This is a genomic window from Saprospira grandis DSM 2844 (assembly GCF_000275825.1).
In the GTDB taxonomy this organism is placed as follows: Bacteria; Bacteroidota; Bacteroidia; order Chitinophagales; family Saprospiraceae; genus Saprospira; species Saprospira grandis_A.
This window is the reverse complement of the sequence record NZ_JH719942.1, coordinates 734,274-758,149: the sequence shown is the minus strand read 5'-3', so window position 1 is coordinate 758,149 and position 23,876 is coordinate 734,274. Positions and strand designations below refer to the sequence as shown.

The window sequence follows — 23,876 nt, the reverse complement described above, 5'->3', positions numbered from 1 at the left end:
GCGCCCGCTGGGTCTGGCGCTTTGCGCCCCTGCTATCCATCCCTCAGCCTGCGGGCCTTTGGCCCTGTCTGCCGCAGAAGAAGGGCTGCGCAGCGGCCCTTGGCCGCAGGCCAAATGGCCTAGCGATGTGGAAGGGTGGCCCTTAGGGCCAGACCGAGCAGGCTTAGCCTGCGAAGGGCCGAGCGAATAGCGAGCCCTGCAACGTAGCGCCGCAAGGCGAAGCCGCAGCGGAGGCCCCAAAAAAGCAGCGAGCTGCGCAAGGACAACAAGGCCTTTAGGCCGCAGTTCGACGACCAAAGGGAGTAACCGCCGCAAGGCGAAGCCGCAGCGGAGGCCCCAAGATAAAAAACTTATTCTGCGGCATATTTTTGGGCCAAGTTGCTGCCCGTATAATGGGGGACCCAGCCCTCCATATCGATAAAAATGCGGATAGCTTTGACCGAGGGGTTTTCTTTGCCGGCATCGAACCAATGTTTGCTATTGGCGGGGACTGAAATGAGGTCGCCGGCTTGGCAGAGTACATTAAAAACGGGGGAATTGGGCAGGTGGAACCAGAAGAGGCCTTGGCCTTCTACGAAAAAGCGGACCTCATCTTCGGTATGGGTATGTTCATCGAGGAATTTGGCTCGGATAGCGGGGTAGTTGGGGGTTTCGCTATTGATATTGATCAGGTCGGCCACCTTATAGCCATTTTGGTTCATGTAGGGTTCGAGGACATGTTTGTAGGCGGCGAGGACTTCTTCTTGGCTAGCTTGGAGGGGAAGTTTTTCTTTGGCCTGCCATTGATCGAAGAGAATGCCTTTTTGGGCCAGGAAATCTTGAATTTCCTTAGGGTTTTGGGATTGGAAATTTTGGTCGGGAATGTTTAGAATAGCCATACTGTAGGAATTTTATTGGAGTTCGAGAACGGTACGAAAAGAGAGGCATTTCGTGCCATATTTCTGGGCCATTTGAGCGTGGAAATCGTTGGAAAACTTAGCTTGAAAACGTTGGAGGAGGCGTAGTTCTTGGCAATGGAGTTGGATAGCGAAGCTAGCGCCTTCTTCATCTCTGGGAAAGAGGACCTTAGAAAATTGAAAATTGGTAAAAAGGCCAGTATCCATGATAGCGGGGATGTGTTCTTCTTGCATCCAGTTCTTCCATTCTTGGAGGATATCGGCATCCACTTTATGCGTAATATTGAGAATAAACATAACTAAAAAATTCTTGTTTTAATCTTGGCAATTGGGGCATTGCCCGATGAGTAAAATTTGTTTTTCTTTGGCGGTAAATCCTTGGGGGAGTTGTATTTCGGGGATAGGGTTATGGTTGAGGCAGAACGTGCGTTTACATTTAGTGCAGCGAAAATGCAGGTGATCATCGCTATGTTTATGATTTTGGCAATTGCTATCTTGGCAGAGGGCATATTGGGCACTCTCTTGTTCGCTAGCGATACGGTGGATCAGGCCATTTTGTTCAAAGGTTTTGAGATTTCGGTAGAGCGTCACTCGGTCGAATTGGCCTTTGAGATCTTTTTCTATTTGGGCATGTGAGAGGGCGTAGTCTTTTTGGATAAAGATCTGCAGGATGGCTCTACGGATGGCGGTATTTCTAATTTTGTGTTTTTTTAGCAGTTGTATTGGGGTAGACATATGTAAAGTAATTTAGACTACTTCTAAATAAAAATAGAGGTTAATAAAAGCTAAAAAGGGGGCTATAGAATGTGATAGTAAATTATATATTTGCGCAAAGTCGATCAGAGATCTATAAAACTGTGACTAATGCTACAAAACAAAGGCCTTAAATTTTTTTGGACGCCTTAGTTTTGGTAGTTTTGCGCAGCTTTGGGGGGGCTTCTGTCTATTGCAAAGTTAGAAAAGCTAGCATTTATAATGTGGGCTTGGTACACAATTTTTATTGAATTGAAATAAAATTTTGAAAATTAGATGACCTGGGGAATTATCATTGCGATAGTGTTGGTGTTATTCATCTTTACACTATTGACGCTAGGAGACGGGCTGTTGAAGGTAACGGCAAGTCAGGCTGGGGAAGACACCAGCGGCTACTCCGTATTGCCCACCAGCTTGCAAGAGTTATTGGGGTTGGGCAAGAAAAAGGGGGAGTATGTACCGGATGATGCGCCTGTAAAGCGCCTCAAACGGGGATTTGATGTCAACTTGGCTGGTGGTCCTTCTTTGGGCCAGGCGGGTATTCGGGAATTACGCTCGGCTACTTATGCGTTGAAGCCAAAAGACTTAATTGGGATGTCGCCTATACCTAAGGTGATGCCTGAATTGGGGGCTACTGTTAAGGCAGGGGAGCCCTTGTTTTATGACAAGAAGCATCCTGAGATTATTTATGCTGCGCCAGTGAGTGGAGAATTCATTGAGTTGCGTCGTGGGGAGAAGCGTTCGATCAACGAGTTGGTTATTTTGGCTGACCAGGGAGAGATGCAGTACCACAAGCATGAGGATGTGCCTAATTTGGAGACGGCTAGTCGTGCTGACTTGGTTGATTTCTTGACGGCGAGTGGGGCATGGCCTTTCTTGCGTCAGCGTCCTTTTGACATTGTTGCAGATCCTAGCATGACGCCAAAGTCTATTTTTGTATCTACATTTGACACGGCTCCTTGGGCTACAGATGCCAATTTTTCTGTAGCGGGTAAGGAGGCTGCTTTTCGCAAGGGCTTAGCGGCTTTGGCGATGCTTTCGGGTACGAAGGTACATTTGGGAGTAAACGGCATGGCTCAGGAGCGTCCGTCTGATGCTTTCTTGAAAGCGGATGAGGTAGAGGGTGTAGAGCTTCATTATTTTCAGGGTCAGCACCCTGCGGGTAATGTAGGGGTACACATTCATCATGTAGACCCTGTGCTTCCCAACGGTCAGGTTGTCTGGCATACCGATGTACATGGCGTACTTTTGATTGGTCAGTTGTTGTTGGAGGGTATTTTTGATACCTCTAAAGTAATTGCTGTGGGTGGCGCTGAATTGCCGGCTGAAGAGGGTTATTATGCTCGTGTTCATCAGGGGATTCATATTGCTGCGCTATTGGAAGGCATGGCAGATGATATGACTACAGAGAAAGCGTATGTACGTAATGCTGAGGGGCAGAAAGAGGAGAAAATGGTAGAGGTGCGTAGCATCCGCATTGTCTCTGGCGATCTTTTGTCGGGTAAGCAGGTGGAGCGAGAAAGCTTTTTGGGCTTTTACGACGACCAATTATCTGTGGTAAAAGAAGGTAATTATTATGAGTTGTTTGGTTGGTTGGTTCCTCAGGCGGGGCACCCCACACGTTCGCGGACATTCCCTGGTGGATTTTTCCCGGGCACTCATTATGTACCTGATACAAACACTAATGGAGAGAAGCGTGCCTTTGTGATGACAGGGGAGTATGAGAGCGTTTTGCCCATGAATATTTATCCTCAGCATGTAATGCGGGCCATTTTGGCCAAGGACTTTGAGAAAATGGAAGGTCTTGGTTTGTTGGAGCTCGGCGAGGAGGATATTGCTCTTTGCGAGTATGTATGTACATCTAAGCAACCTTTGCAAGCAATTTTAAGAGAAGGCCTAGAGGAGCTACGTGCTCAATAGGGTTTGATTATAAAACGTTGGATTCAGCCACCTAAATAAGAACTAATTTGTTATGGCATTAATAGACTTCTGGAAACGGATTGAGCCTAGTAAGGAGAATCAGTTTCTTCATGCTACTTATGATGCCTTTTTTACCTTTATGTTCAAGCCAAACTTGACGACCAAGGGAAAAGGGGTGCACATTCGTGATGCTATGGATTTGAAGCGCACTATGTTTCATGTAGTGATCGCTTTACAGCTCTGCCTATTGGTAGGAACTTTTAATATTGGCCATCAGCACTTTGTTGCTCTTGGTATTCATACTGGTTTTATTGAAGCCTTTCACCTCAAGCTTGTTTTTGGCTTGGTGCAATTGCTTCCTATTGTTATTGTTGCTAATGTTGTAGGGCTCGGGATCGAGTTTTACTTTGCTGCTCGAAGAGGCCATGCTGTAGAAGAGGGCTTCTTGGTATCGGGTATGCTTATTCCTTTAATCATGCCCCCCGATATTCCTTTGTGGATGTTGGCCTTGGCTGTAGCTTTTGCTGTAGTGATTGGTAAAGAAGCCTTTGGTGGAACGGGTATGAACGTATTGAATGTAGCGCTTTTGGCTCGTGTATTTATCTTCTTTGCTTATCCTACAGAAATCTCAGGGGATGGTCCTTGGGTTGCTGCTTGGGCTTTGGCCGAAGATGGAGCTACTAAAGTGGCCGATTACTACTGGGCTCACACTATGTTTAATCCTCTTTTTGATGCTGCCGGATGGAGTACCTTTGTGCAAGGAACTCCCTTTGTAGCGGGCTATTCTGGAGCCACACCTTTGGCCCTTGGTGCCGCACAGGGTTGGGCGCAGGTAGATGCAGTCACTGGTGAAGTAACTGGCGGTATCCTTTCTCAATATTCTGCTTTGCAGATGTGGATGGGCGGTATCCCCGGCTGTATTGGTGAAACCTCTAAGCCCGCTATTATCTTTGGGGCGATCTTCTTGTTGATTACTAGAGTAGCGAGCTGGAGAGTAATGCTTTCTTTTGTTATTGGTACTGCCCTCACCGGGATGATCTTTAACGCTTGGGATGCTACTGTATTTATGAATGTACCTTGGTATCAGCACTTCGGTATGGGCGGTTTGCTCTTTGCTATGGCATTTATGGCTACTGACCCCGTTACCGCTGCCCAAACCAACCGTGGTAAAATTATCTATGGCTTCTTGATCGGCTTCTTTGGTATGGTCATCCGCGTGATGAACCCCGCCTATGCCGAGGGATGGATGCTTGCAATTCTACTCATGAACGTTTTTGCTCCATTGGTAGACCACTACGTACTCGAAGGAAATATTAGTAAACGATTGAAACGCGCGAAGGAATATGCAAAGTAATACGCAAATCTATTTGTATGTGCTCAAGCTAACTGGAGTTATTGCCATTGTGCTTTCGCTCTTGTTCAATAGTTTGAACCCTATGTTCTTGAAGAACAAAGAAACCGCTAAGAAAAAAGCTATTCTTAGCTGTATCCCCGGCCAAGATATGTCTGCCGATGTGCAGTCTGTCTTTGACCAAAAAGTGAAGATTTCTATCTTAGATGCCAATGGCAATATCCTCTTCGATCAAGAGAAGCCCGCCGCAGAATCTGAAACAGAAATTAAAACGGCTCTCGATAAACTCAATGAACGTGGCCAAGGCGTAAAGTATAGCAAACTCGTCGATATTGACCTCGCTTCAGAAGAGAAGTTCGCCGCTGAAAATCGTGTCTATCCTATCTATCAATATGAAGGAGACGAAGGCAAAAACTATTTTGTACTTGCTGTTCGTGGAAACGGACTCTGGGACAAAATCTGGGGCTATGTCGCTCTAGAATATGCCGACAAATGGCAGGTGGCTGGCGTAAACTTTGACCACAAAGGAGAAACGCCCGGTCTTGGTGCCGAAATTAAAGATAATGCCGACTTCAAAGCCCAATTTGAAAATAAGCAGATCTTTAACGAAGAAGGTAAATATGTCTCTGTACAAGTGCTAAAGAAAAATATCAAACATCCAGAATATCAAGTAAAGGCCATCTCTGGCGCTACTGTTACTTGTGATGGTGTGTCTGAAATGATGCAGCGCGGTATCGGCAATTATTTGCCCTACATTAAAGGCCTTCAATCTGCCGATAATAAAGCAATCGGACAGCGCTAAGCCGCCCCCGCATTGCATTTGATCTCATTTGTTTAAATTTTTAGCATTATGGCTCAAGATACACAACAGCTAGCCGAGGCGGAGAAGAAAGAACCCGCCTTTGGCTTCGGTAAAGAGGAACGTCAATTACTGACTGACCCCCTTAACGATAATAACCCCATTACCGTACAGGTTTTGGGTATCTGCTCGGCCCTAGCGGTTACCTCTCAGGTTTATCCTTCGCTAATTATGGCTGTAGCCCTCATTTTTGTTACCTCTTTCTCTAACCTGATTATCTCGATGCTCCGCAATAGCATCCCCGGCTCAATCCGTATGATTGTCCAACTTCTCGTTATTGCAGGCCTCGTTCAGGTAGTAGAAATCGTGCTCGGCGCTTTCGCTTATAGCGCCTACGAAAGCTTGGCCGTATTTATCGGCCTTATTATTACTAACTGTATCGTAATGGGACGCCTAGAGGCTTTCGCTATGGCCAACAAGCCCTGGCGCTCTTTCCTCGATGGACTCGGTAACGGTATTGGCTATGGTGTCGTCCTCGTCGCTATGGCTATTGTACGCGAACTCTTTGGAAAAGGAAGTTTTATGGGCTGGAAAGTTATGCCCGACGCCTATATCGCCAATAACCTAATGGTGCTGCCCGCGGCTTCTCTTTTCATTATCGGCATCTTTATTTGGATTCAGCGTAGCCTGAACCCCAAACTCGTAGATGTATCTTAGATTTAACCTCTTTTTCCAAACGCTAATTAATATTCAACTATCATGGATGCGTTGAACGTGTTTATCAAAGCGGCCTTTATCGATAACATGATCCTAGCCTATTTTCTAGGAATGTGCTCTTATCTAGCCGTATCGAAAACTGTAAAAACAGCCTTCGGTCTCGGCCTCGCCGTTATCTTTGTTCTCGGTATTACCGTGCCTATCAACTGGCTACTTAATACATATATTCTCCAAGATGGAGCTATCGTAGAAGGCGTAAACCTCGTATTTTTACGACTAATCCTCTTTATCGCTGTTATCGCCTCTATGGTGCAGCTGGTAGAAATGATTATCGAGAAGGTCTCCCCCTCTCTCTATAACTCCCTCGGGATCTTCCTGCCGCTCATTACCGTAAACTGCTCGATCCTCGGCGGATCTCTCTTTATGGTCTCTAGAGAATATGAGTTTGGTACTTCTGTATCTTTTGGCCTCGGCGCCGGACTTGGGTTCTTCCTCGCTATCGTAGCTATCGCCGCTATCCGCGAAAAACTCAAAACCGCCGCTATCCCACCCGCCCTCCGCGGCCTGGGTATGGCCTTTATCCTTACTGGCCTTATGGGCCTTGCCTTTATGAGCCTCATGGGTATCGATCCCGCGGCTTTTAACTAATCAAAGCGATTTTCGTCTGAATTAAAAAATAGCTGACCTTATGGAAATTATTATTCCTATCATACTGGCAGTCATCGTCTTTTCGGTCCTCATTCTCTTTATGTCTGCCGGACTGATCTCTGCCCGTAAAAAACTTCTCCCCCAAGGAGATGTTAAGATTAAGGTAAATGGCGAGAAAACATTTGAGGCTAAACCCGGCGGAACTCTCCTCGGGGTACTCTCTAGCCAAAGTGTTTTCCTCCCCTCTGCCTGTGGTGGTGGTGGTACCTGTGCCATGTGCCGCTGCCAAGTAGATAACGGCGGTGGTGATATCCTCCCCACCGAACTCAACCACATCTCTCGTAAAGATGCCCAAGATAACTGGCGCCTAGCTTGCCAAGTGAAAGTACGCGGCGATATGGAAATCCGTGTCCCCGAAGAAATCTTCGGTATCCAAAAATGGGAGTGTACCGTCGTCTCTAACTATAATGTAGCCTCTTTCATTAAAGAGTTTGTGGTCCGCCTCCCAGAAGGCGAAGAGATGAACTTCGACCCAGGTGGATATATCCAAATCGATGTGCCCAAAATTACCGTGGATTACAAAAATATCGATATCGAAGCCCACCCCGAACACCATGGCGATAATCCCAATAAATTCCAAGACGAATGGGATACCTACAAACTTTGGGACCTCCAAATGGTGAACGATGAACCGCAGTTCCGCGCCTACTCTATGGCTAACCACCCCGCAGAAGGAAATATCGTAATGCTCAATATCCGTATCGCTACGCCTCCTTTCAAGTTTAAACAGGTAGATGGCAAACGCGTATGGGACGGCTACCAAGATATTAACCCCGGTGTCTGCTCTTCTTATATCTTTAACCAGAAACCTGGCGATAAGGTAGTGGTTTCTGGCCCCTACGGTGAGTTCCATATCAAACCCACCAAAAAAGAAATGGTCTACATCGGCGGTGGTGCCGGTATGGCACCTCTGCGCTCTCACCTTTTCCACCTCTTCCATACCCTCAAAACAACCGACCGTAAGGTGTCTTTCTGGTATGGTGGACGTACCCGCCGAGAACTCTTCTATATCGAACAGTTCCGCGAAATCGAAAAGCAGTTCCCTAACTTCCGCTTCTATGTGGCTCTCGATAACCCCTTGCCCGAAGATAACTGGCAGGTCAAAGAAAATATCGAAGCCAATGGCGATGGCTTTAAAGGTTTTATTATGCCCGTTTGCTACGAGCAATACCTTAAAGACCACCCAGAACCAGAAGAAATTGAGTACTATTTCTGTGGCCCTCCCATGATGAACAAATCAGTGATCGATACCCTAGATCGCCTAGGGGTGCCAGAAGAAAATATCTCTTTCGATGACTTTGGTGGCTAATCTTAGCCCTTTCTATAAAAGCCTCTGTTCTTTACAGGGGCTTTTCTATTTTTTTTAGGGGCCTCCCGCCTGCGGCGGGCGCTACGTTACAGGGCTCGCTCTTCGCTCGGCCCTTCGCAGGCTTCGCCCGCTCGGTCTGGCCCTGCGGGCCACCCTTCCACATCGCTAGGCCAATTCATCACCCAACCCAGCCAAATTTTGAATAAAATTAAGTTTTGAAGCCTTGTGGCTTCCCCTTTTTTTTATAGCTTAGACGCTATTCAATAAACTCATCTAAAAATATTATATGGCTTCTATTATAGCAGCAGCACTCAAAAGCTGGTTGCCCGTTCAGCAAAATAACGACTTCCCTATCCAAAATTTGCCTTTCGGAGTCTTCAAAACAGCTCAGTCTACTCCCCGTATGGCTACAATTATCGGAGATACCGTTATCGACCTACAACAGTTGGCCAAATTAGGCCTCTTCGATGATATGGACCTCGATAAAACCGTCTTTAGCCAGCGCTATATCAACGATTTTATGGCCCTCGGTAAAGCCAAAACCTCGGCCTTCCGCCTCCGCCTAGCCGAAATCTTTGCCCAAGATAATAAAGCCATGGCCCAACATGCCGAACTCCGCGCCCGAGCCCTCTTCCCCCTCGATAAAGTAGAATTACTCCTGCCCGTCAAAGTAGGCGATTATACCGATTTCTATTCTTCTATCGAACACGCCACCAACGTAGGAACTATGTTCCGCGATCCCGATAATGCCCTGCTCCCCAACTGGCGCCACCTGCCCGTAGGCTACCATGGCCGCGCTTCTTCTATTGTGGTCTCTGGCACGCCCATTCACCGCCCCAAAGGCCAACAAAAACCCAATGACGGAAATCCCGTTTTTGGCCCTTCTAAATTACTCGATTTCGAACTGGAAATGGCTTTCGTTATCGGTAAAGAAAATCCCCTAGGCAAAAGAGTAAACACCACCCAAGCCGAGGACTATATCTTTGGCCTCCTCCTCTTTAATGACTGGTCCGCCCGAGATATCCAAAAATGGGAGTATATCCCCCTAGGCCCCTTCTTGGCCAAAAGCTTTGCCTCTACCGTCTCCCCTTGGGTCGTTAGCCTAGACGCCTTTGAAGATATGCGCGTAAAAGGCCCAAAACAAGACCCCGAAGTACTTCCCTACCTCCAATATGAAGGCAAGAAAAACTACAATATTGAACTAGAAGTTAGCCTCAAAACTGCAAAGGGAGCAGAGAAAACTATCTGCCAATCTAACTTTAAGTACATGTACTGGAATATGGCCCAGCAATTGGCCCACCATACCGTAAATGGCTGTAATGTTCAAGTTGGCGACCTCTGCGCCTCCGGTACAATCTCAGGCAAAGAACCCTCTAGCTACGGCTCTATGCTAGAACTAAGCTGGAGAGGTACCCGCCCCATCGATATGCCCGACGGCAGCCAACGCAAGTTCCTCCAAGATGGCGATGAACTTAGCCTCTCTGGCTATGGCTACAACGCCGAAGGAGTACGCATCGGCTTTGGCCCCTGCACTGGCAAAATTTTACCCGCTCTAGATTAAGCTATTGGACCAATAGAAAAAGCGCAGTACCCAAAGGGTACTGCGCTCTTTTTTGTTTTTTAGGGCCCCGATTTTGCCAGAATAAACTCTTCTAGAAGATAGCTCGAGGATGAAAGACCAAAAAAAAGCTAATAGACAAATTCTATTAGCTTTTTCTAAAATTACTCTACATGCAAAAGCAATCCCTTAAGATAACTCCCCTCTGGATGAAACATGCTCACAGGATGATCTGCCGGCTGACTCAAACGACGCAGTACCCGCACCTGCCGACCCGCTTCAATAGCCGCTGAGGTAATGGTATTGTAAAATAACTGCTCATCAACCACCTGAGAACAAGAAAAGGTAAATAGCAAACCTCCCGGCGCCACTTTCTTAAAGCCCTCAATGTTCAATCGCTTATATCCCTGAACCGCCCTATGCCGCTTCTTAAGACTCTTGGCATAAGCCGGAGGATCAAGGACCATTACTTCATATTTTTCTTCCGATTGCTGCAAAAATTTGAGGACATCCTGGGTGTACGCCCGATGCGTTTCCCCTTCCAAATCATTTATTGCCACATTTTTGTTGAGCAAATCAATCGCTTTGGCCGATACATCTACAGAGTCTACCCGCTTGGCTCCCGCCTTTAAGGCATAAATCGAAAAACCACCCGAATAGCAAAAGGCATTCAATACAGTTTTCCCCTGGGCATAACGCCCCAAAAGCGCACGGTTCTCTCTTTGGTCCAAGAAAAAGCCCGTTTTTTGGCCCGTAATCCAGTTGACCTCAAACTTATGGCCGTTTTCCAACACTTCGGCCAAACCTTCTTCCCCTTCGCCATAAAGCAAACCATCTTCCAGTTCTTGGGCATAAAGGGCCGGCAAACTCGCCTTACTTTTATCATAAACCGCCTGTAGCTTATCGCCCAAACAACGCTTGAGGGCCTCCACAATTTCATTGCGACAACGATGCATCCCAATAGAATGCGCCTGAAAAACAGCCGTCCCCGCATAAAAGTCAATGATCAAACCCGGCAAACCATCTCCCTCGCCATGCAATAAGCGAAAACAGTTGGTCTTGGGGTCTTGGTCCAAACCCTCTATTTGCCGAACTTTCCAAGCCCGATTAAATTTTTCGGCCCAAAAATCAGCATCGGGCGCCAAGGGCTCATAACTAAATACCCGCACGGCTATGCTGCCATGATGATAGTGCCCAATGGCCAAAAACTCGCCATTGCTGCGGTGCAAGCTCACAATATCGCCATCTTCTACCTGCCCCTCAATGCGCTTGATGGCCCCAGAAAATAACCAAGGATGCTTGCGCAAAATTGCACTCTCTTTTCCCGGCTTGATAAATACTTTTGGATAATATAGTTTGTTCATCGGTTGTTTGTTGCTGTTCTGTTTCAAAGACTGTTTTTTTGGGGCTGCCCCGCCCTGCGGGCGGGTCGGGCTGTGTCAGGGCTCGCTGTTCGCTCGGCCCTTCGCTTTTTCGCTAGGCTCAAAAGCTCGGTCTGCGGCTTCGCCGCCCCCTTTTCCATCCCTCAGCCAAAAGAAAGGCGGCTAAAGCCGCTCAGCGCCTTGGCCTAAAGGCAAAGGCCCAAAAATAGGCTTTTTAAGCGCTATTGGCTAATCTCTCGATCTATATTTTCTCTGGCCTGCTCCTCATATTGCTCCCTAAAGCCCGCCGAGTAGTAAATTTGAGGACGATCCAGAAAGCTTTTCATGGCTTTTCGCCTCCCTTGCTTATAAAATAGGAAGTTGTACCAATTGACGTATTCTTTCTGCACAGCCCGGGCGTATTCTTCATAAATAGACCAACTTTGGCCCAATATGGCCAAATCAAAATCTAGAAATAAACGACAGTCGGGCTCATCGAGCAAAGGCGCATGCTTTACTGTACTCAATATATATTGTTCGAGCTGTTTGCATTTTTTGGCCCCCAAGGACCTCCGCAACTGCTGCCGAGCAAATTGGGCCGAGAGCCGCTCATTGTCTTTGGATTTGGGATTGTACTCTACATCATGAAAAAAGATAGCCATCTGAACCAAGGCTTTATCTTGTAGCTGGGCCTCCCATTTATCCGCCAGCTGTAGCAGATTATACAAATGAGAAAGGTTGTGGTAATGCCGATTCCAATCGGCATAGGCCGCATAGAGCAAATCCCAGATTTCTTCTTGTTGCTTGGGCTTGATCGGATAAGCCCCAGCGGCCTCTTGCCATTTTTCTACTAAGTAGGCCTTTTGTTCTTCTTCTAAATATGGACTAATAATCATACTGTATGGTTTTGCGGCCAGCTTGGGCGGCCTAGCCGCCCCTGGCCAAAGGCCAGAACGGCTGAGGGATGGGCAGCAGTGGCCCAAAGGGCCAGACCCAGCGGGCTTAGCCCGCGCAGGGCCGAGCGATTAGCGAGCTGCGAGACAGCCCGACCCGACCGAAGGGAGGGACTGCCCCAAAAAATTATTCATATACCTTGGCTTGTGCCGCCCTTACTCGCTCATTGTAAATATAGTTTTCTTGGGCCAATACCTCGACATAGGGCTGCATTTTTAGAATCAAACTGGCTTCCCCCATTTGCTCGAGCAGGTTTTTATAGGCCAACTGAAAATCATCCTCTAAGCGCTTGGGTTGGCCCGCAAAAGCTGGCCGATTGGCCGTGCCCTGCAATAAGGCCCGCAAATAAAGGCTTTTTTGCTCCTCTATCCAGTCCTTGAGCTCATAATCGGGCAAACGCAATAAGAACTTATCCCAGCTAATTAAACGAGCCGCCAACTCCGTAATGGGCCGAATGATTTCCCCATCTTTAAGCACCGGCTCCTCGATGTCTTGGGCATAAAGGTCTAGAAAAATACGGCCATTGGCCGGGGCAATGCGATACACCCGCCGCTGAAATTTATCAATGTTCGGGACCAGCAATAGCTCGCCCTTGGGGCCCAAGGCAAAGGCCAAATAGAGCTGATCGAGCTCTCGCAAACTGGCATTTTGCTGCATATCTACAGAGCCATAGCGCTTGAGCTCGGCCAAATGGGCCTGAAATTTACTGCTGGGCAAACGGTCTACCCAATAGCTATGCACCTGCTGCTGAAACGCAACTAGCTTGGCCAAAGCCCAATCTGAAGCCGCCGCTTTGCGGTTGGGAAACATCCCCTCATAGTATTGTATGGCCTCTTCAAAGGCCGATTTTTTTTGTATCGAAATCTTTTTAAGCAGCTCCCCAAAACGATTCATCTGCGCCTGCTCCATGGGGTCAATTTCCTTTTTTTTGCTCAAGGGAATAGGCGCCTGACTCTCCTTAATGCTCTGAAAACGAAGGTTCTCTCGCTCCGTCAAAAACTTGATGCATCCCCCATACACCCAACCCTCATTGCCGTTGCTACTACGCACCTTGTACCAATGCTCATAGCGATCCTCGCCCCCCATTTCTACTAGGGTGGTAAAGTTGGTGCTGTCGTTGAGGTATTCTACCACACTCTCTAAGGCCAAACGCTCTAAAACAGCCCCCTCCAAATCAGGGGTAGAGCGCAGCCGAAGGTTGGGAATACTAACTTCTACAAACTGTGGCAAGAGGCTCGTTTTGCTGTTTTTGGCCGCCAAACGATGCTCTGGCCCCCGAGGCTGCTCTTTGGGCGCCTCTTCGGTACAAGCAGTCAAAAGTAAAAAAACAAAACTACCAATTAGAAGATGTCGAAAGGGTCGCATAGGGAATAAACTAGCTTTAGAAAGAATAAATAAGTTGGGCCTTAACTTTTGGCGGCAATCTCCTCTAGCTGAGCGGCCAAACTTAAGGGACTGTAGTTGAGGTATTTGGCAGCATACAGACTTTGCATGCTGAGGTCCTCTGGGCGAGCAGGCTGTATATCGGCCAAACTAGCCGCCAAAATTTTATGCGCATCAAGGCCAAAACAATGGGCCATTTTTTGGGCCAATGCTAAACGAGATAAACGCTCTGGCCCCGGAAAATGCCAAATTCTAGGCAATTTCTCTTCCGTATTATAATAAATTAAAGCCAAAAGTTGCTGCAAATAACGAGCAGCCTCATAAGCCGATAATGGCGTTCGGTATTCATCGCTAAAAGCCGCTAGTTGCTCGCCCTCTTCATCGGCCAATTGGGCCAACCAACGCCCAAAAAAATGCTTGCTGTAAGCCGGCCCAATGCCCAGCAATAAGGGCAAGCGACAAATATAAGCATTGGGGTAATCGGCCAATAAAGCTTCTTCTACCGCCAATTTCTGACTGCCATACTGCAAGAGCGGATAAGCAAAACTATCTTCGTCATAAGGTGCCGAATGCCCATTGAATACCATATCCGAAGAGACAAACAAAAAGGGAATTCCCCTAGCCTTGGCATAATCCGCTAGAGTCAAACTCGCATATACATTTACATGATAGGAGAGGGCCGGATGCTCCTCGCAAAAACTGCTGTTGGCAATGGCCGCCGCATGAATAATGGCATCAGGAGCCAAACGGTCTAGTAGTTCCCGCAGCTCCTGATCGCGCAATAAGTTGATGCGCTCCCAAGACCAAGGCGCCCCCTCAAATTGCTGCCGATAATATAAACCTACAGCCTCTCCACCCAATTGCCAACTCTGGGCCAAATGCCAACCCAAAAAGCCCGAGGCTCCCGTCAAAATAATTTTTTTCACAATCCAATTCGTTCGGTGAATCGCTAATCTAAGGAATATCAAACAGCCTTCATATTTACTAGCCTAAATCTTTTAAGACTGCTTACTTAAAATAAGTCTAAATAAGTTTTGCCTTTTAAAAAATAGGGCCTATACTTGCACTATTAGTAATTGATCTAAATAAAGATAGTGATGAATCTGGCAAAGGAAGATCTACAATGGCTGTTGATAGGCGGACTGTTTTCGGTCTTTCTGCTCTTAGGCTCAGCCACTTTTGGGGCCTATCCGCTTTCTGCTGCCGATTTATGGGCCCTGCTTTCTGGCCAAACCCAAGAGGGCGCTAGCTATTTTCTCTTTTGGCAAATTCGCCTGCCTCGCCTACTTATGGCTTATGCTGTGGGGGCGGCCCTGGGCCTTTCTGGGGCGGGGGTGCAGGGACTTTTCCAAAACCCTTTGGCCGAACCCAGCCTGATTGGGGTGCAGGGCGGAAGTATGCTGGCCGCCGCCATTTATTTGGTCCTCATCGGCCCCCTTTTGGGCAGTTATTCGCTTTGGGGCCTGCCGATTTTTGCTTTTTTGGGGGCCATTTTGGCCTGCTTGGGGGTCTACCGCATGAGTACGCTAAATGGCCGAACTTATACGGCCAGTATGCTGCTGGCTGGAGTGGCGATTACCGCCCTTTGTGGCGCCTTTACGGGCCTACTGACTTATTTTTCCGATGAGGCCCAACTCCGAGATTTTACCTTTTGGAGCCTCGGTAGCCTAGCCGGCAGTAGCTGGTCCAATTTGCTAATTTTATTGATTTGCTTAGTCCCCGCCTTGCTCATTTTACTGCCCATGGGCCCCGCCCTAAACGCCCTTTTATTGGGCGAAACCGAGGCGCAATATATGGGCTGGAATAGCCAGAAAATAAAATGGAAGGTCTTGTTTGCAGCCAGTCTGGCGGTGGGAGCTTCGGTGGCGCTTTCGGGCAGTATTGGCTTTATTGGCCTCTTGGCCCCACACCTTATCCGCCTTTGGCGAGGTAGCAATCAACGCTTTTTGTTGCCGGCTTCGGCCATGCTGGGGGGCTGCCTGCTCTTGCTGGCCGATACCTTCGCCCGCTGCCTTTTGGCCCCTCAAGAGCTGCCCCTTGGGGTCCTGACCACCCTTTTGGGCGCTCCGCTTTTTTTCTATCTGGTCCTGCAAGCCAGAGGAAGACATCAGTTGGTCTAGTCTTATTTATGTTTTGGGGCCTCCTGCCTGCGGCAGGCGCTACGTTTCGGGGCTCGCTGCTCGCTCGGCCCTGCGCCAGCAAGCTGGCTGGGTCTGGCCTTCGGCCACCCCTACACATCGCTAGGCCTGCGGCCCCTTTGGGGCCTGTAGGACGCAAAATAAACGAAGTAATTATGCTTTTAGATGTAGATGCGGCCTTGTTTTGGGGCCAAAAGCCCTTGCTCGAAGAGTTGCGCTTTTCGCTCTCTGCTGGAGAGTTCTTGGTGGTTCTAGGCCCCAACGGAGTCGGAAAGTCTTCTCTTTTGCAATGGTTGGCGGGCCAAAAAACGCCCGCTCTCAAAGTTAAGGGCAAGGCCCAACTCAAAGGGAAAGATTTGGCCCAATACAGCCTATCTGAAATGGCCCAGTTTAGGGCGGTGATGTCGCAGCGTTTGCATCTGCCTTTTCCCTTAAAGGTCCAAGAGTTTATGAGCTTGGGCCATGCCCAACAAAAGACCGCCCTCTCTGATGAACGAGCCCTAGATTTACTGGCCCAATTGGGCCTAAAAGGCTATGAAGACCGCCTTTGGCAACAGCTTTCGGGCGGAGAGCGACAGCGCCTGCAGTTGGCCCGCCTCCTCTGGCAACTGCAGGAGGCGATTGAGCAAAAAGAAGCCCTGCTTTTATTAGATGAGCCCCTAGCCGCCCTCGATATTGCCCACCAACAGCAATTGATGCAGTTGGTGGCCCAACTTTGCAAAGAACAGCAATTGGGAGCCCTGGCCATTTTGCACGATATCAATATTGCCGCCCAATATGCCGACCGTCTACTGCTCTTGGCCCCAGGCCAACAATGGGCCCTCGGCCCGCCCGAAGAGGTGCTCACTCAAGAAGCCCTCAAAGCTATGTATCAAGTAGAAACATTTATAGAAAAACATCCTATACATCATTGTCCACAGGTCATCTTTAGCGGCTGGCTAAAGGGCCAAACTATATAACATATTATGGAGAATCAATTGAATACGCCTCAGGATTTGGCCCAAGCTTATGCGGCCCTCCAAGCAGAAACCCCTCATTTGCGCATCCGCCAAGCAGCCCAAAAATTGGGCGTGGCCGAGCTGTCTTTATTAGAATTGGAGCTGGGCGGCCGCTGTATTCGCCTAGAGAATAAACCCCAAGAGATTTTGGCTAGCCTAGCGCCTTTGGGCCGCCTGATGGCCCTTAGCCGTAACCCTTATGTGGTGCATGAGCGCAAAGGCATTTATGAAAATGTCTCTTTTATGGGCCCAACTCAGCAACTGGGGCTGGTGGTAAACCCCGATATCGATTTGCGCCTATTTTTGTCTAGCTGGACCTATGTCTATGCCGTAGGCATTCCCAAAGGAAAAGAGATGTTGCATGGCTTACAGTTTTTTGATCATAGAGGGGAAGCCGTGCATAAGGTCTATTGTACCAAAGAGAGCAATATGGAGGCTTATCAGCAGCTGTTGGATAAATTCCGAGCAGAGGACCAATCGCCTTTAGCGCTGCTGCCTTATCCCGCCTGGGAAGGGCCCGAAGCTTCAAAAGAAGAGGTAGATGTGGCCGCCTTTCAGCAAGATTGGTTGAATTTGCAAGATACGCATGATTTCTTCGGGATGCTCAAGCGCCATGGCTTGGCCCGCCAAGATGCTCTGCGTTTGGCCCCAGGAGGCCATGCCCGCCAAATGGAAAAAGCAGCCGTTACCCAAATGCTGGAAAAAGCCTCGGAGACGGGCCAACCCATTATGGTCTTTGTAGGCAATAAAGGCTGTATCCAAATTCATACAGGTCCAGTAAAACGCATTGTAGAGCGAGGGACTTGGATCAATGTCATGGATCCCGATTTTAACCTGCACTTAGATTTGGCTGGCGTTGCCGAGGCTTGGTGGGTCCGCAAACCCTCTGCCGATGGAATCGTCTCTAGCCTAGAGCTTTTTGATGAGCAAGGAGAACTGATTGCTTATTTCTTTGGCGCACGCAAACCCGGTATTCCAGAACGAGAAGACTGGCGTGCCTTGCTAGAAACTTTGCCCGTTTTGGTCCAGCCCGAATCGGTTTAAGTAACTTCATTTTCTGCGTCCTACAGGCCCCGAAGGGGCCGCGGCTGAGCTGCCCGGCGGGTGGCCGAAGGCCAGACCGACTTTTGAGCGCAGCGAAAAAGGAAGGGCCGAGCAGACCTGCGAGCCCAAAGGGGAGCGACCCGCCCGCAAGGGCGGGGCAGCCCCAAAAAAGAAAAAAGTAGATATGAACTACCTAAAGATTAGCAGTATTTTCTCATTTTTGCTTTGGAGATGCGGTTTGCAGCTGCTGAACGCCCAAACTCCACCCACTGCAGATAGCTTGTTGTTAGAGGAGCGGCAGGAAGAAGCAGTGATTGTGAGTGGAGAGTTTTTGCCTATTGGGCAAGCGAAGGCGATCGAGCCGCTGCAACTCATCTCTTTAGAGGAAATTAGAAGGCGGGCCGCCCTGGTTTTAGACGAGCTTTTGCAACAACAACTCAATATTCGGATTCAGCAGGATGGGGTGTTGGGCTCGCAGATAGAAATGCAGGGGTTGTCGGGCCGTTATATTAACGTTTTAGTGGATGGTGTCCCTTTGGTGGGGAGACAAGATGGTCAGCTTGATTTGGGCCGTATGGGCCTAGAAAACCTTAAGCAGGTGGAGATTGTCGAGGGCCCGATGTCTGTCCTTTATGGCAGTAATGCACTGGGTGGAACGATTCAGTTAGTGACCCAAGATTTTATCAAAGAAGGTGGGCAGGCTGGCGGGCATTTGCTGGGTGAAAGCAAGGGCCGCTATCAGGGATCTGCCTATTTTGGGGGCCGTTATAAGGCTGTTTCTGGCCGCATTAACTACCGATATTTAAATTGGGCGGGTTATGGTTTTGATAGTCTGCGTTCTCAGGCCTTTAATCCAAAAACGCAGCATGATATACAGGCTTTTTTGCGTTGGGATGCCAAAAAACTGGGGCAATTTCGCTATCGTATTGGGGGCTTACTAGAGGAAATTAAGCAGTTGGGCGATACTCGTTTGCCTGATTTTCCCAGCCTTTCTTATGCCAATGATTATAGCTTTACTACTCGCAGTTTGGACCAACAATTATCTTGGAAAAAGGGATTTGATGAGCGCTATCATTTGCAGGCTTTTTTGGCAAATAATCTTTATGAGCGGCAGAAAAATGCCTACCGCCAGCCCTTGGGAGAAAACCCCGAAGCGCTGCGGCATGATAGTCTAGATTCTGATACTTCAGCTTTTTCTGCCTGGCATTTTCGGGCGGTGATGGCCACTGAATTTCGAGAAGTTTGGGATTTTCAAGCGGGCTTAGATTTTCGACAGGAGGCCGCTTTGGGCCAACGCCTCAAGGAGGATAGCGAGCAGGGCGATTATGCGGCTTTTGGGGTGGTCCGTTATCAACCCACGGCCAAGTTACGCCTGCAATTGGGCCTTAGAGGGAGCTATCATACCGATTATCAGGCCCCATTGACCTATAGTGTGCAGGGTCGTTGGCAATGGCATCCTTACTGGACGCTTCGGGGCTCTTATGCTTCGGGTTTTCGGGCGCCCTCGCTCAAAGAGCGCTATATGGATTTTGTAGATGCCAACCATTTTATTCAGGGCAATGCCGACCTCAAGGCGGAGCGTTCTCAGCATCTGCGCCTCAATTTAGATTACCGCAAAGGACCTTGGCAAACGGGCCTCAATTTGTTCTACAATTATATTGAGGACCAAATTACACTACAAGATTTTGTGGTGGATAGTTCGGGCAGTTATCAACCTGCGCCCAATGCGAGCAATCAGTATAGCTATTTCAACTTGGAGCGCTACGAAAGTTTGGGGGCCGATTATCGCCTGTCTTACCAAAAGGGCGGTTGGCGTATCCAGTTGGGCGCCATTTATACGGGCCGATACAATAGCCTTAGCCAAGATTCGGAGGCGGTGCCCCGCTACAACTATACCCTAGAATTTAGCCAGCAGCTCTCTTATCATTGGGCCAAAACGGGCTGGAGCTGCTCGATCTTTCGCCGAGATTATGACAAATTATTGCGCTATGCCGAGACCTACAACCCCATTACACAAGAAAATGAGGTCTATGAGTATAGTTTAGGGGCCTATTCTTTAATGGACCTAACGATACAAAAGCGCTTTAAGAAAGTTTGGACCCTAGGGGCGGGCGTTCGCAATTTGCTGGATGTACAAACCGTAGCGAGCGGCGATGGCAGCTCTGCGCATTCGGGGGGCAGCGGCAGCATGGCGATTAGCCCGGGCCGGCAGTTCTTTCTGCAATTGCGCTATAATTATCGCTCTAAATAGGGCCGAAGAAGTATTTGGTTTTTGTGTTTTAGCCTGCAGCAATGCGGGCTTTTTTTTGGGGGCTAATTGATGGATGTTTCGGGGCGTTACCTTACTCCTTTCAGTCGTCAAACGGCGCCCTAAAGGGCTTGTTGTCGCTGCTTGCTGTTGTTTTGGGGCCTCCCGCCTAGGGCGGGCGCTACGTTTCGCAGCTCGCTATTCGCTCGGCCCTGCGTCGCTTCGCTCCTTGGTCTGGCGCTACGCGCCACTGCTGCACATCGCTAGGCCGCTCATCTGTCTTTTTCCAGCTTAAGTGTCTTCTTCGGCGGCTAGTTTTTCTTGATGCTTAGGTAGTTGCAGCTTAAAAGCCGCAGGACCTGAAAACAAAACCTATTTAGTCTAGCCTAAAAAAGCAGGGACTTTTAAGCCGCTGCGGCGAGTAAGATGATGGCCCCAAAAATATTGGCTGCGGCCTTTAGCCCTAATTGTTAGGGAGATGTTAAAAGTAAAAATAAGGCAACAAAATGAAAAAGGGCAAAAGTTAGGTCTGGTTGCTAGCTGGCTAGGTCTGGCTGCTAGCTGGGTAGGTCTGGTTGCTAGCTGGCTAGGTCTGGCTGCTAGCTGAGTAGGTCTGGTTGCTAGCTGGGTAGGTCTGGTTGCTAGCTGGGTAGGTCTGGTTGCTAGCTGGCTAGGTCTGGTTGCTAGCTGGGTAGGTCTGGCTGCTAGCTGGGTAGGTCTGGTTGCTAGCTGAGTAGGTCTGGTTGCTAGCTGAGTAGGTCTGGTTGCTAGCTGGCTAGGTCTGGCTGCTAGCTGGCTAGGTCTGGTTGCTAGCTGAGTAGGTCTGGTTGCTAGCTGGCTAGGTCTGTTTGCTAGCTGGCTAGGTCTGGTTGCTAGCTGGGTAGGGGACTGTTCAGGATTTTGTGTATTAGAATAAAATTTGGGCCTTTAGCTTGTTAGGATTTGGCCAGTAGTCGCCTAGGGGCTTGTCCCTAGGCAGCAAAAAGGGGAAACACAAAATATTAAACAGTCTCCAGTTCAACGACCAAAGGGAGTACCCGTAGCGCCGCAAGGCGAAGCCGCAGCGGAGGCCCCAAAAAAGGCCCTTCTCACAAAAAGTGAAAAGGGCCAGTTATCATTATTCTTGTTCTGTATTTAGGGGAGGGTTATCTTCTGCATCTGGATTCTTTTTGACTGATCGGCCAAAGAAAATGACGACCAAAAGCAAGACCACTAAGCCTGCGGGGAAACAAATCGTAAAGGGAATAGCGAAAGCTGTGCTTGCATAGCCGCAGGCCAAACTCACGGCACCAACCGTTAGGGCATAGGGGAGTTGGGTGCGCACATGGTCGATATGGCGGCAATTGGAGGCTAGTGAGCTAAGAATAGTTGTATCGGAAATGGGGGAACAGTGATCGCCGAGGACCGAGGCGGAGAGGACGATAGCGATATTATTATAGAGCAGGGCCCAGGTCGTTTCCATGGGGAGGCCATTGGCACGGCAGAGTTCCCAAGTCATGGGAATGGCGATGGGGTAGAGGATGGCCATGGTGCTCCAGCTAGAGCCTGTAGAAAAGGCAATCAGAGCGGAGAGGATAAAAATGACCACGGGCAGGAAGTAGGGGCTGAGGTTCCCTTCTAGGCTAGAGGTCAGGAATTCGGCGGTGCCCAATTCCTCTGTAGTGAGGGCGAGTGACCAGGCGAAGACCAGAATCAGGAGAGCGGGCACCATAGTTTTGAAGCCAGAGACCATCAGTTCGAGGCCTTCTCCTAACTTGAGGATTCCTTGAATCATGGAGAGGAAAATGGCGACAATAATGGCCGAGAGAGAGGCCCAGAGGAGGGCAGAATAAGAGTCGGAGCTACCGATGAGGATGCCCAACTTGCGCAAATCGGAAATGGCCAGGGCTTCTGTTTTTGCGGCGGCGAGGCCTTGGCTGAGGTCGGCTTCTAGGTAGCCGAGTTCTTGCCAGACCAGTTCCCAGCTATTACTTTCTAGGGCCAGGCCTTTATCGATTAGGTTTTGGTAGCAACTATTCATGCCCGTATCGATCAGGCCGAGTAGGGTACCGAGTACTACGACGAGAATGGGAAGCAGTCCGTTAATCCAGCGGAGGGGCGCGCCTGGCTTGGGGTCCAATTCTTCTAGTTCGCTACTATCGCCATCATTGCCAGAGACGGCAAAAACTTGACCTTGGTGGCGGGCGCGGCGTTCGGCCTTAAGCATAGGGCCAAAATCGCGGCCAAAGATCACGATCATAGGGATAAAGAGGAGGGTAAAGAAAGAGTAGTAAGAATATTGGAGAGAAGAGAGAAAAACGGAGTAAGCCGAGGGCGGTTGGCCGATACCTTCTAGGCTGGGGAGGGCATCTTCGATATAGCCGAGTTCGGCGCCGATCCAGGTGGTAATAAAGGCAATAGCGGCGATAGGGGCGGCTGTACTATCTACAATATAGGCGAGTTTTTCTCTAGAAATTTTGTACTTATCGCTAAGGGGGCGGATTGTATTGCCGACAATCAGGCTATTGGCATAATCGTCGAAGAAGATAGCGATACCGAGGAACCAGGCGACCAGTTGGGTACTTTTTGGTCCACGGGCTAGGGGGGCCAATTGTTTGACAATGCCGGCCATACCGCCATTTCGGGAAATCAGGGCGACCACTCCGCCGATCATCATGGAAAAGAGGACGACGGAGAGGTGGCCACTATCGGACATGGCCTTAATGATATAAGTATCGAGAACGCTGAAGAAGCTTTTAACGATCAGGTAGGGCTCTAGGGGCATTCCGCTGACAATCCAGGCGCCGGAAAAGATGCCTAAGAAAAGGGCCAAGACTACTTGTTTAAACATCAGGGCGATCAGGATAGCGACCAGTGGGGGGAGAATAGACCACCAAAGGGGGATAGGTTTAACGCGGATGCTTCCGTCGGTACGTTTGCGTAGGTGGACCAGCTTGTGCGTTTTTTGTCGCCCCGATTGGCTAGAGAGCTGATAAAGTTCTCCTTGGAGTTGGGGGTTAATTTGTTTTTGGCTTTGTCCCTCTTTAAAGAGGAGGAGTTGTTCTTCTCCATTGATAGAGATTTTGCCTAAAAAGGGTTTTTTGTTGACCACAGAAAAGCGGAGGAAGCTCTCTTTATTTTCTTGGATACATTCATATTGGAAGCTAGCGATGCCAAGGGTATCGTATTGTGGGAGTGTATCTCTTTTGACGTTAATTTGGGCGAGGCTATCGGCTAGTAGTTGGATATGGGCCTGGGCGATAGAATCTTGGCGGAGACTATCTGCTTGATTGCTTGGAGGGTTTTGGGCGAGCAAGTTAGCGGCCAAGAATAGCGTGATTAGGGTCCAAAAAAAAGTTTTCATTAACGGGCTATTATTGGGCATAAAAAAAGGCTAGGGGTGGCCTGCCTGTTTATTGCCCAAATGATTGATTGCAAAATCGCTTTATTGGGCGCTTAAAATAATGTATTTTAAAAAAAATTAAAGAGAATTGCCCAACAAACTTCTGGGAAATGGGCGGGAATCTGACTTAGCTGAGGCTGTGGCCAAAAAACAGTGTAAATAAAGGGGGGTAAAAACCTTATAGTATCTTTTGTCGTAACAACTTGGGCGATCAAAAAGATAGCTGTCTTAAGTTTTTAAAAATAAAAGACTTTTTGTGACATTTTCATATTCTATGCATCTTAAGTTTGTTGAAATTTAATTTGTTTATTATTGATTATGTGATGCATTACACCTTTAAAGCTCTTGTGGGCGGTT

General features: G+C 48.6%; 19 protein-coding genes. 11 read left to right on the top strand and 8 right to left on the bottom strand.

Annotated features, from left to right (window positions below):
• Nucleotides 1-350: 350 nt before the first annotated feature.
• The 3 genes from SAPGRDRAFT_RS03580 to SAPGRDRAFT_RS03570 are packed head-to-tail and all read right to left on the bottom strand — an operon-like array spanning nucleotide 351 to nucleotide 1,631.
• The gene (locus SAPGRDRAFT_RS03580; protein ID WP_002657253.1) at nucleotides 351-878 is read right to left on the bottom strand and encodes a 1,2-dihydroxy-3-keto-5-methylthiopentene dioxygenase; all 528 of its coding nucleotides are present in this window, start codon (nucleotides 876-878) and stop codon (nucleotides 351-353) included.
• Nucleotides 879-890: 12 nt separating this feature from the next.
• Nucleotides 891-1,193: a DUF4286 family protein gene (locus tag SAPGRDRAFT_RS03575; protein ID WP_002657251.1), complete on the bottom strand. Its 303-nt coding sequence runs from the start codon at nucleotides 1,191-1,193 to the stop codon at nucleotides 891-893.
• An 18-nt stretch (nucleotides 1,194-1,211) separates the two neighbouring features.
• The gene (locus SAPGRDRAFT_RS03570) at nucleotides 1,212-1,631 is read right to left on the bottom strand and encodes a Fur family transcriptional regulator (protein ID WP_002657250.1); all 420 of its coding nucleotides are present in this window, start codon (nucleotides 1,629-1,631) and stop codon (nucleotides 1,212-1,214) included.
• Nucleotides 1,632-1,925: 294 nt separating this feature from the next.
• Between SAPGRDRAFT_RS03570 and nqrA the strand changes: the two genes are divergently transcribed.
• From nqrA to fahA, 7 genes are all read left to right on the top strand, one after another.
• Nucleotides 1,926-3,569: an NADH:ubiquinone reductase (Na(+)-transporting) subunit A gene (gene nqrA, locus SAPGRDRAFT_RS03565; protein ID WP_002657247.1), complete on the top strand. Its 1,644-nt coding sequence runs from the start codon at nucleotides 1,926-1,928 to the stop codon at nucleotides 3,567-3,569.
• Nucleotides 3,570-3,621: 52 nt separating this feature from the next.
• Complete coding sequence (locus SAPGRDRAFT_RS03560; protein WP_002657245.1) at nucleotides 3,622-4,923, top strand: NADH:ubiquinone reductase (Na(+)-transporting) subunit B; 1,302 nt, start codon at nucleotides 3,622-3,624, stop codon at nucleotides 4,921-4,923.
• Nucleotides 4,913-5,722, top strand: a complete 810-nt coding sequence (gene nqrC, locus SAPGRDRAFT_RS03555) for an NADH:ubiquinone reductase (Na(+)-transporting) subunit C (protein WP_002657243.1) — start codon at nucleotides 4,913-4,915, stop codon at nucleotides 5,720-5,722. Before SAPGRDRAFT_RS03560 ends, nqrC begins: the two co-directional genes overlap by 11 nt.
• A gap of 48 nt (nucleotides 5,723-5,770) precedes the next feature.
• Nucleotides 5,771-6,436 (top strand): NADH:ubiquinone reductase (Na(+)-transporting) subunit D, encoded by a 666-nt coding sequence (locus tag SAPGRDRAFT_RS03550; RefSeq protein ID WP_002657242.1) that lies wholly within the window; start codon nucleotides 5,771-5,773, stop codon nucleotides 6,434-6,436.
• 42 nt (nucleotides 6,437-6,478) lie between these two features.
• Nucleotides 6,479-7,084, top strand: coding sequence for an NADH:ubiquinone reductase (Na(+)-transporting) subunit E (gene nqrE, locus SAPGRDRAFT_RS03545; protein ID WP_002657240.1), 606 nt, complete (start codon nucleotides 6,479-6,481; stop codon nucleotides 7,082-7,084).
• Between the two features lie 40 nt (nucleotides 7,085-7,124).
• Nucleotides 7,125-8,453: an NADH:ubiquinone reductase (Na(+)-transporting) subunit F gene (gene nqrF / locus SAPGRDRAFT_RS03540; protein ID WP_002657238.1), complete on the top strand. Its 1,329-nt coding sequence runs from the start codon at nucleotides 7,125-7,127 to the stop codon at nucleotides 8,451-8,453.
• A 286-nt stretch (nucleotides 8,454-8,739) separates the two neighbouring features.
• Complete coding sequence (gene fahA, locus SAPGRDRAFT_RS03535) at nucleotides 8,740-10,014, top strand: fumarylacetoacetase (protein WP_002657236.1); 1,275 nt, start codon at nucleotides 8,740-8,742, stop codon at nucleotides 10,012-10,014.
• 161 nt (nucleotides 10,015-10,175) lie between these two features.
• Here the strand turns inward: fahA and SAPGRDRAFT_RS03530 are convergent, their stop codons facing one another.
• The 4 genes from SAPGRDRAFT_RS03530 to SAPGRDRAFT_RS03515 form a co-directional block, all read right to left on the bottom strand.
• On the bottom strand, nucleotides 10,176-11,375 hold the full coding sequence (locus SAPGRDRAFT_RS03530; protein ID WP_002657234.1) for a class I SAM-dependent rRNA methyltransferase: 1,200 nt from the start codon (nucleotides 11,373-11,375) through the stop codon (nucleotides 10,176-10,178).
• 239 nt (nucleotides 11,376-11,614) lie between these two features.
• On the bottom strand, nucleotides 11,615-12,268 hold the full coding sequence (locus SAPGRDRAFT_RS03525; protein ID WP_002657232.1) for an HD domain-containing protein: 654 nt from the start codon (nucleotides 12,266-12,268) through the stop codon (nucleotides 11,615-11,617).
• A 184-nt stretch (nucleotides 12,269-12,452) separates the two neighbouring features.
• Complete coding sequence (locus tag SAPGRDRAFT_RS03520) at nucleotides 12,453-13,691, bottom strand: SH3 domain-containing protein (protein ID WP_002657231.1); 1,239 nt, start codon at nucleotides 13,689-13,691, stop codon at nucleotides 12,453-12,455.
• 41 nt (nucleotides 13,692-13,732) lie between these two features.
• Nucleotides 13,733-14,677: an SDR family oxidoreductase gene (locus SAPGRDRAFT_RS03515; protein ID WP_253271257.1), complete on the bottom strand. Its 945-nt coding sequence runs from the start codon at nucleotides 14,675-14,677 to the stop codon at nucleotides 13,733-13,735.
• Nucleotides 14,678-14,806: 129 nt separating this feature from the next.
• On the opposite strand from SAPGRDRAFT_RS03515, the gene SAPGRDRAFT_RS03510 reads away from it, so the two are divergent.
• The 4 genes from SAPGRDRAFT_RS03510 to SAPGRDRAFT_RS03495 all read left to right on the top strand — a co-directional run bounded on the left by SAPGRDRAFT_RS03510 (nucleotide 14,807) and on the right by SAPGRDRAFT_RS03495 (nucleotide 20,140).
• Complete coding sequence (locus SAPGRDRAFT_RS03510; protein ID WP_002657227.1) at nucleotides 14,807-15,829, top strand: FecCD family ABC transporter permease; 1,023 nt, start codon at nucleotides 14,807-14,809, stop codon at nucleotides 15,827-15,829.
• A 173-nt stretch (nucleotides 15,830-16,002) separates the two neighbouring features.
• On the top strand, nucleotides 16,003-16,806 hold the full coding sequence (locus tag SAPGRDRAFT_RS03505) for an ATP-binding cassette domain-containing protein (protein WP_037349797.1): 804 nt from the start codon (nucleotides 16,003-16,005) through the stop codon (nucleotides 16,804-16,806).
• A 6-nt stretch (nucleotides 16,807-16,812) separates the two neighbouring features.
• On the top strand, nucleotides 16,813-17,889 hold the full coding sequence (locus SAPGRDRAFT_RS03500) for a hemin-degrading factor (protein WP_002657223.1): 1,077 nt from the start codon (nucleotides 16,813-16,815) through the stop codon (nucleotides 17,887-17,889).
• Between the two features lie 184 nt (nucleotides 17,890-18,073).
• The gene (locus SAPGRDRAFT_RS03495) at nucleotides 18,074-20,140 is read left to right on the top strand and encodes a TonB-dependent receptor plug domain-containing protein (protein ID WP_002657222.1); all 2,067 of its coding nucleotides are present in this window, start codon (nucleotides 18,074-18,076) and stop codon (nucleotides 20,138-20,140) included.
• Between the two features lie 1,114 nt (nucleotides 20,141-21,254).
• On the opposite strand, the gene SAPGRDRAFT_RS03490 is transcribed toward SAPGRDRAFT_RS03495, so the two are convergent.
• On the bottom strand, nucleotides 21,255-23,480 hold the full coding sequence (locus SAPGRDRAFT_RS03490) for a Na+/H+ antiporter NhaC family protein (protein WP_002657220.1): 2,226 nt from the start codon (nucleotides 23,478-23,480) through the stop codon (nucleotides 21,255-21,257).
• Nucleotides 23,481-23,876: the final 396 nt, after the last annotated feature.

Excerpts from the sequence above, each read along its gene's own strand:
- SAPGRDRAFT_RS03530 (WP_002657234.1), bottom strand. The coding sequence starts at position 11,375 with ATGAACAAACTATATTATCCAAAAGTATTTATCAAGCCGGGAAAAGAG.
- nqrE (WP_002657240.1), top strand. The coding sequence starts at position 6,479 with ATGGATGCGTTGAACGTGTTTATCAAAGCGGCCTTTATCGATAACATG.
- fahA (WP_002657236.1), top strand. The coding sequence starts at position 8,740 with ATGGCTTCTATTATAGCAGCAGCACTCAAAAGCTGGTTGCCCGTTCAG.
- SAPGRDRAFT_RS03500 (WP_002657223.1), top strand. The coding sequence starts at position 16,813 with ATGGAGAATCAATTGAATACGCCTCAGGATTTGGCCCAAGCTTATGCG.
- SAPGRDRAFT_RS03525 (WP_002657232.1), bottom strand. The coding sequence starts at position 12,268 with ATGATTATTAGTCCATATTTAGAAGAAGAACAAAAGGCCTACTTAGTA.
- SAPGRDRAFT_RS03575 (WP_002657251.1), bottom strand. The coding sequence starts at position 1,193 with ATGTTTATTCTCAATATTACGCATAAAGTGGATGCCGATATCCTCCAA.
- SAPGRDRAFT_RS03505 (WP_037349797.1), top strand. The coding sequence starts at position 16,003 with ATGCTTTTAGATGTAGATGCGGCCTTGTTTTGGGGCCAAAAGCCCTTG.
- nqrF (WP_002657238.1), top strand. The coding sequence starts at position 7,125 with ATGGAAATTATTATTCCTATCATACTGGCAGTCATCGTCTTTTCGGTC.
- SAPGRDRAFT_RS03560 (WP_002657245.1), top strand. The coding sequence starts at position 3,622 with ATGGCATTAATAGACTTCTGGAAACGGATTGAGCCTAGTAAGGAGAAT.
- SAPGRDRAFT_RS03580 (WP_002657253.1), bottom strand. The coding sequence starts at position 878 with ATGGCTATTCTAAACATTCCCGACCAAAATTTCCAATCCCAAAACCCT.
- SAPGRDRAFT_RS03510 (WP_002657227.1), top strand. The coding sequence starts at position 14,807 with ATGAATCTGGCAAAGGAAGATCTACAATGGCTGTTGATAGGCGGACTG.
- SAPGRDRAFT_RS03490 (WP_002657220.1), bottom strand. The coding sequence starts at position 23,480 with ATGAAAACTTTTTTTTGGACCCTAATCACGCTATTCTTGGCCGCTAAC.
- SAPGRDRAFT_RS03570 (WP_002657250.1), bottom strand. The coding sequence starts at position 1,631 with ATGTCTACCCCAATACAACTGCTAAAAAAACACAAAATTAGAAATACC.
- SAPGRDRAFT_RS03495 (WP_002657222.1), top strand. The coding sequence starts at position 18,074 with ATGAACTACCTAAAGATTAGCAGTATTTTCTCATTTTTGCTTTGGAGA.
- nqrC (WP_002657243.1), top strand. The coding sequence starts at position 4,913 with ATGCAAAGTAATACGCAAATCTATTTGTATGTGCTCAAGCTAACTGGA.
- nqrA (WP_002657247.1), top strand. The coding sequence starts at position 1,926 with ATGACCTGGGGAATTATCATTGCGATAGTGTTGGTGTTATTCATCTTT.
- SAPGRDRAFT_RS03550 (WP_002657242.1), top strand. The coding sequence starts at position 5,771 with ATGGCTCAAGATACACAACAGCTAGCCGAGGCGGAGAAGAAAGAACCC.
- SAPGRDRAFT_RS03520 (WP_002657231.1), bottom strand. The coding sequence starts at position 13,691 with ATGCGACCCTTTCGACATCTTCTAATTGGTAGTTTTGTTTTTTTACTT.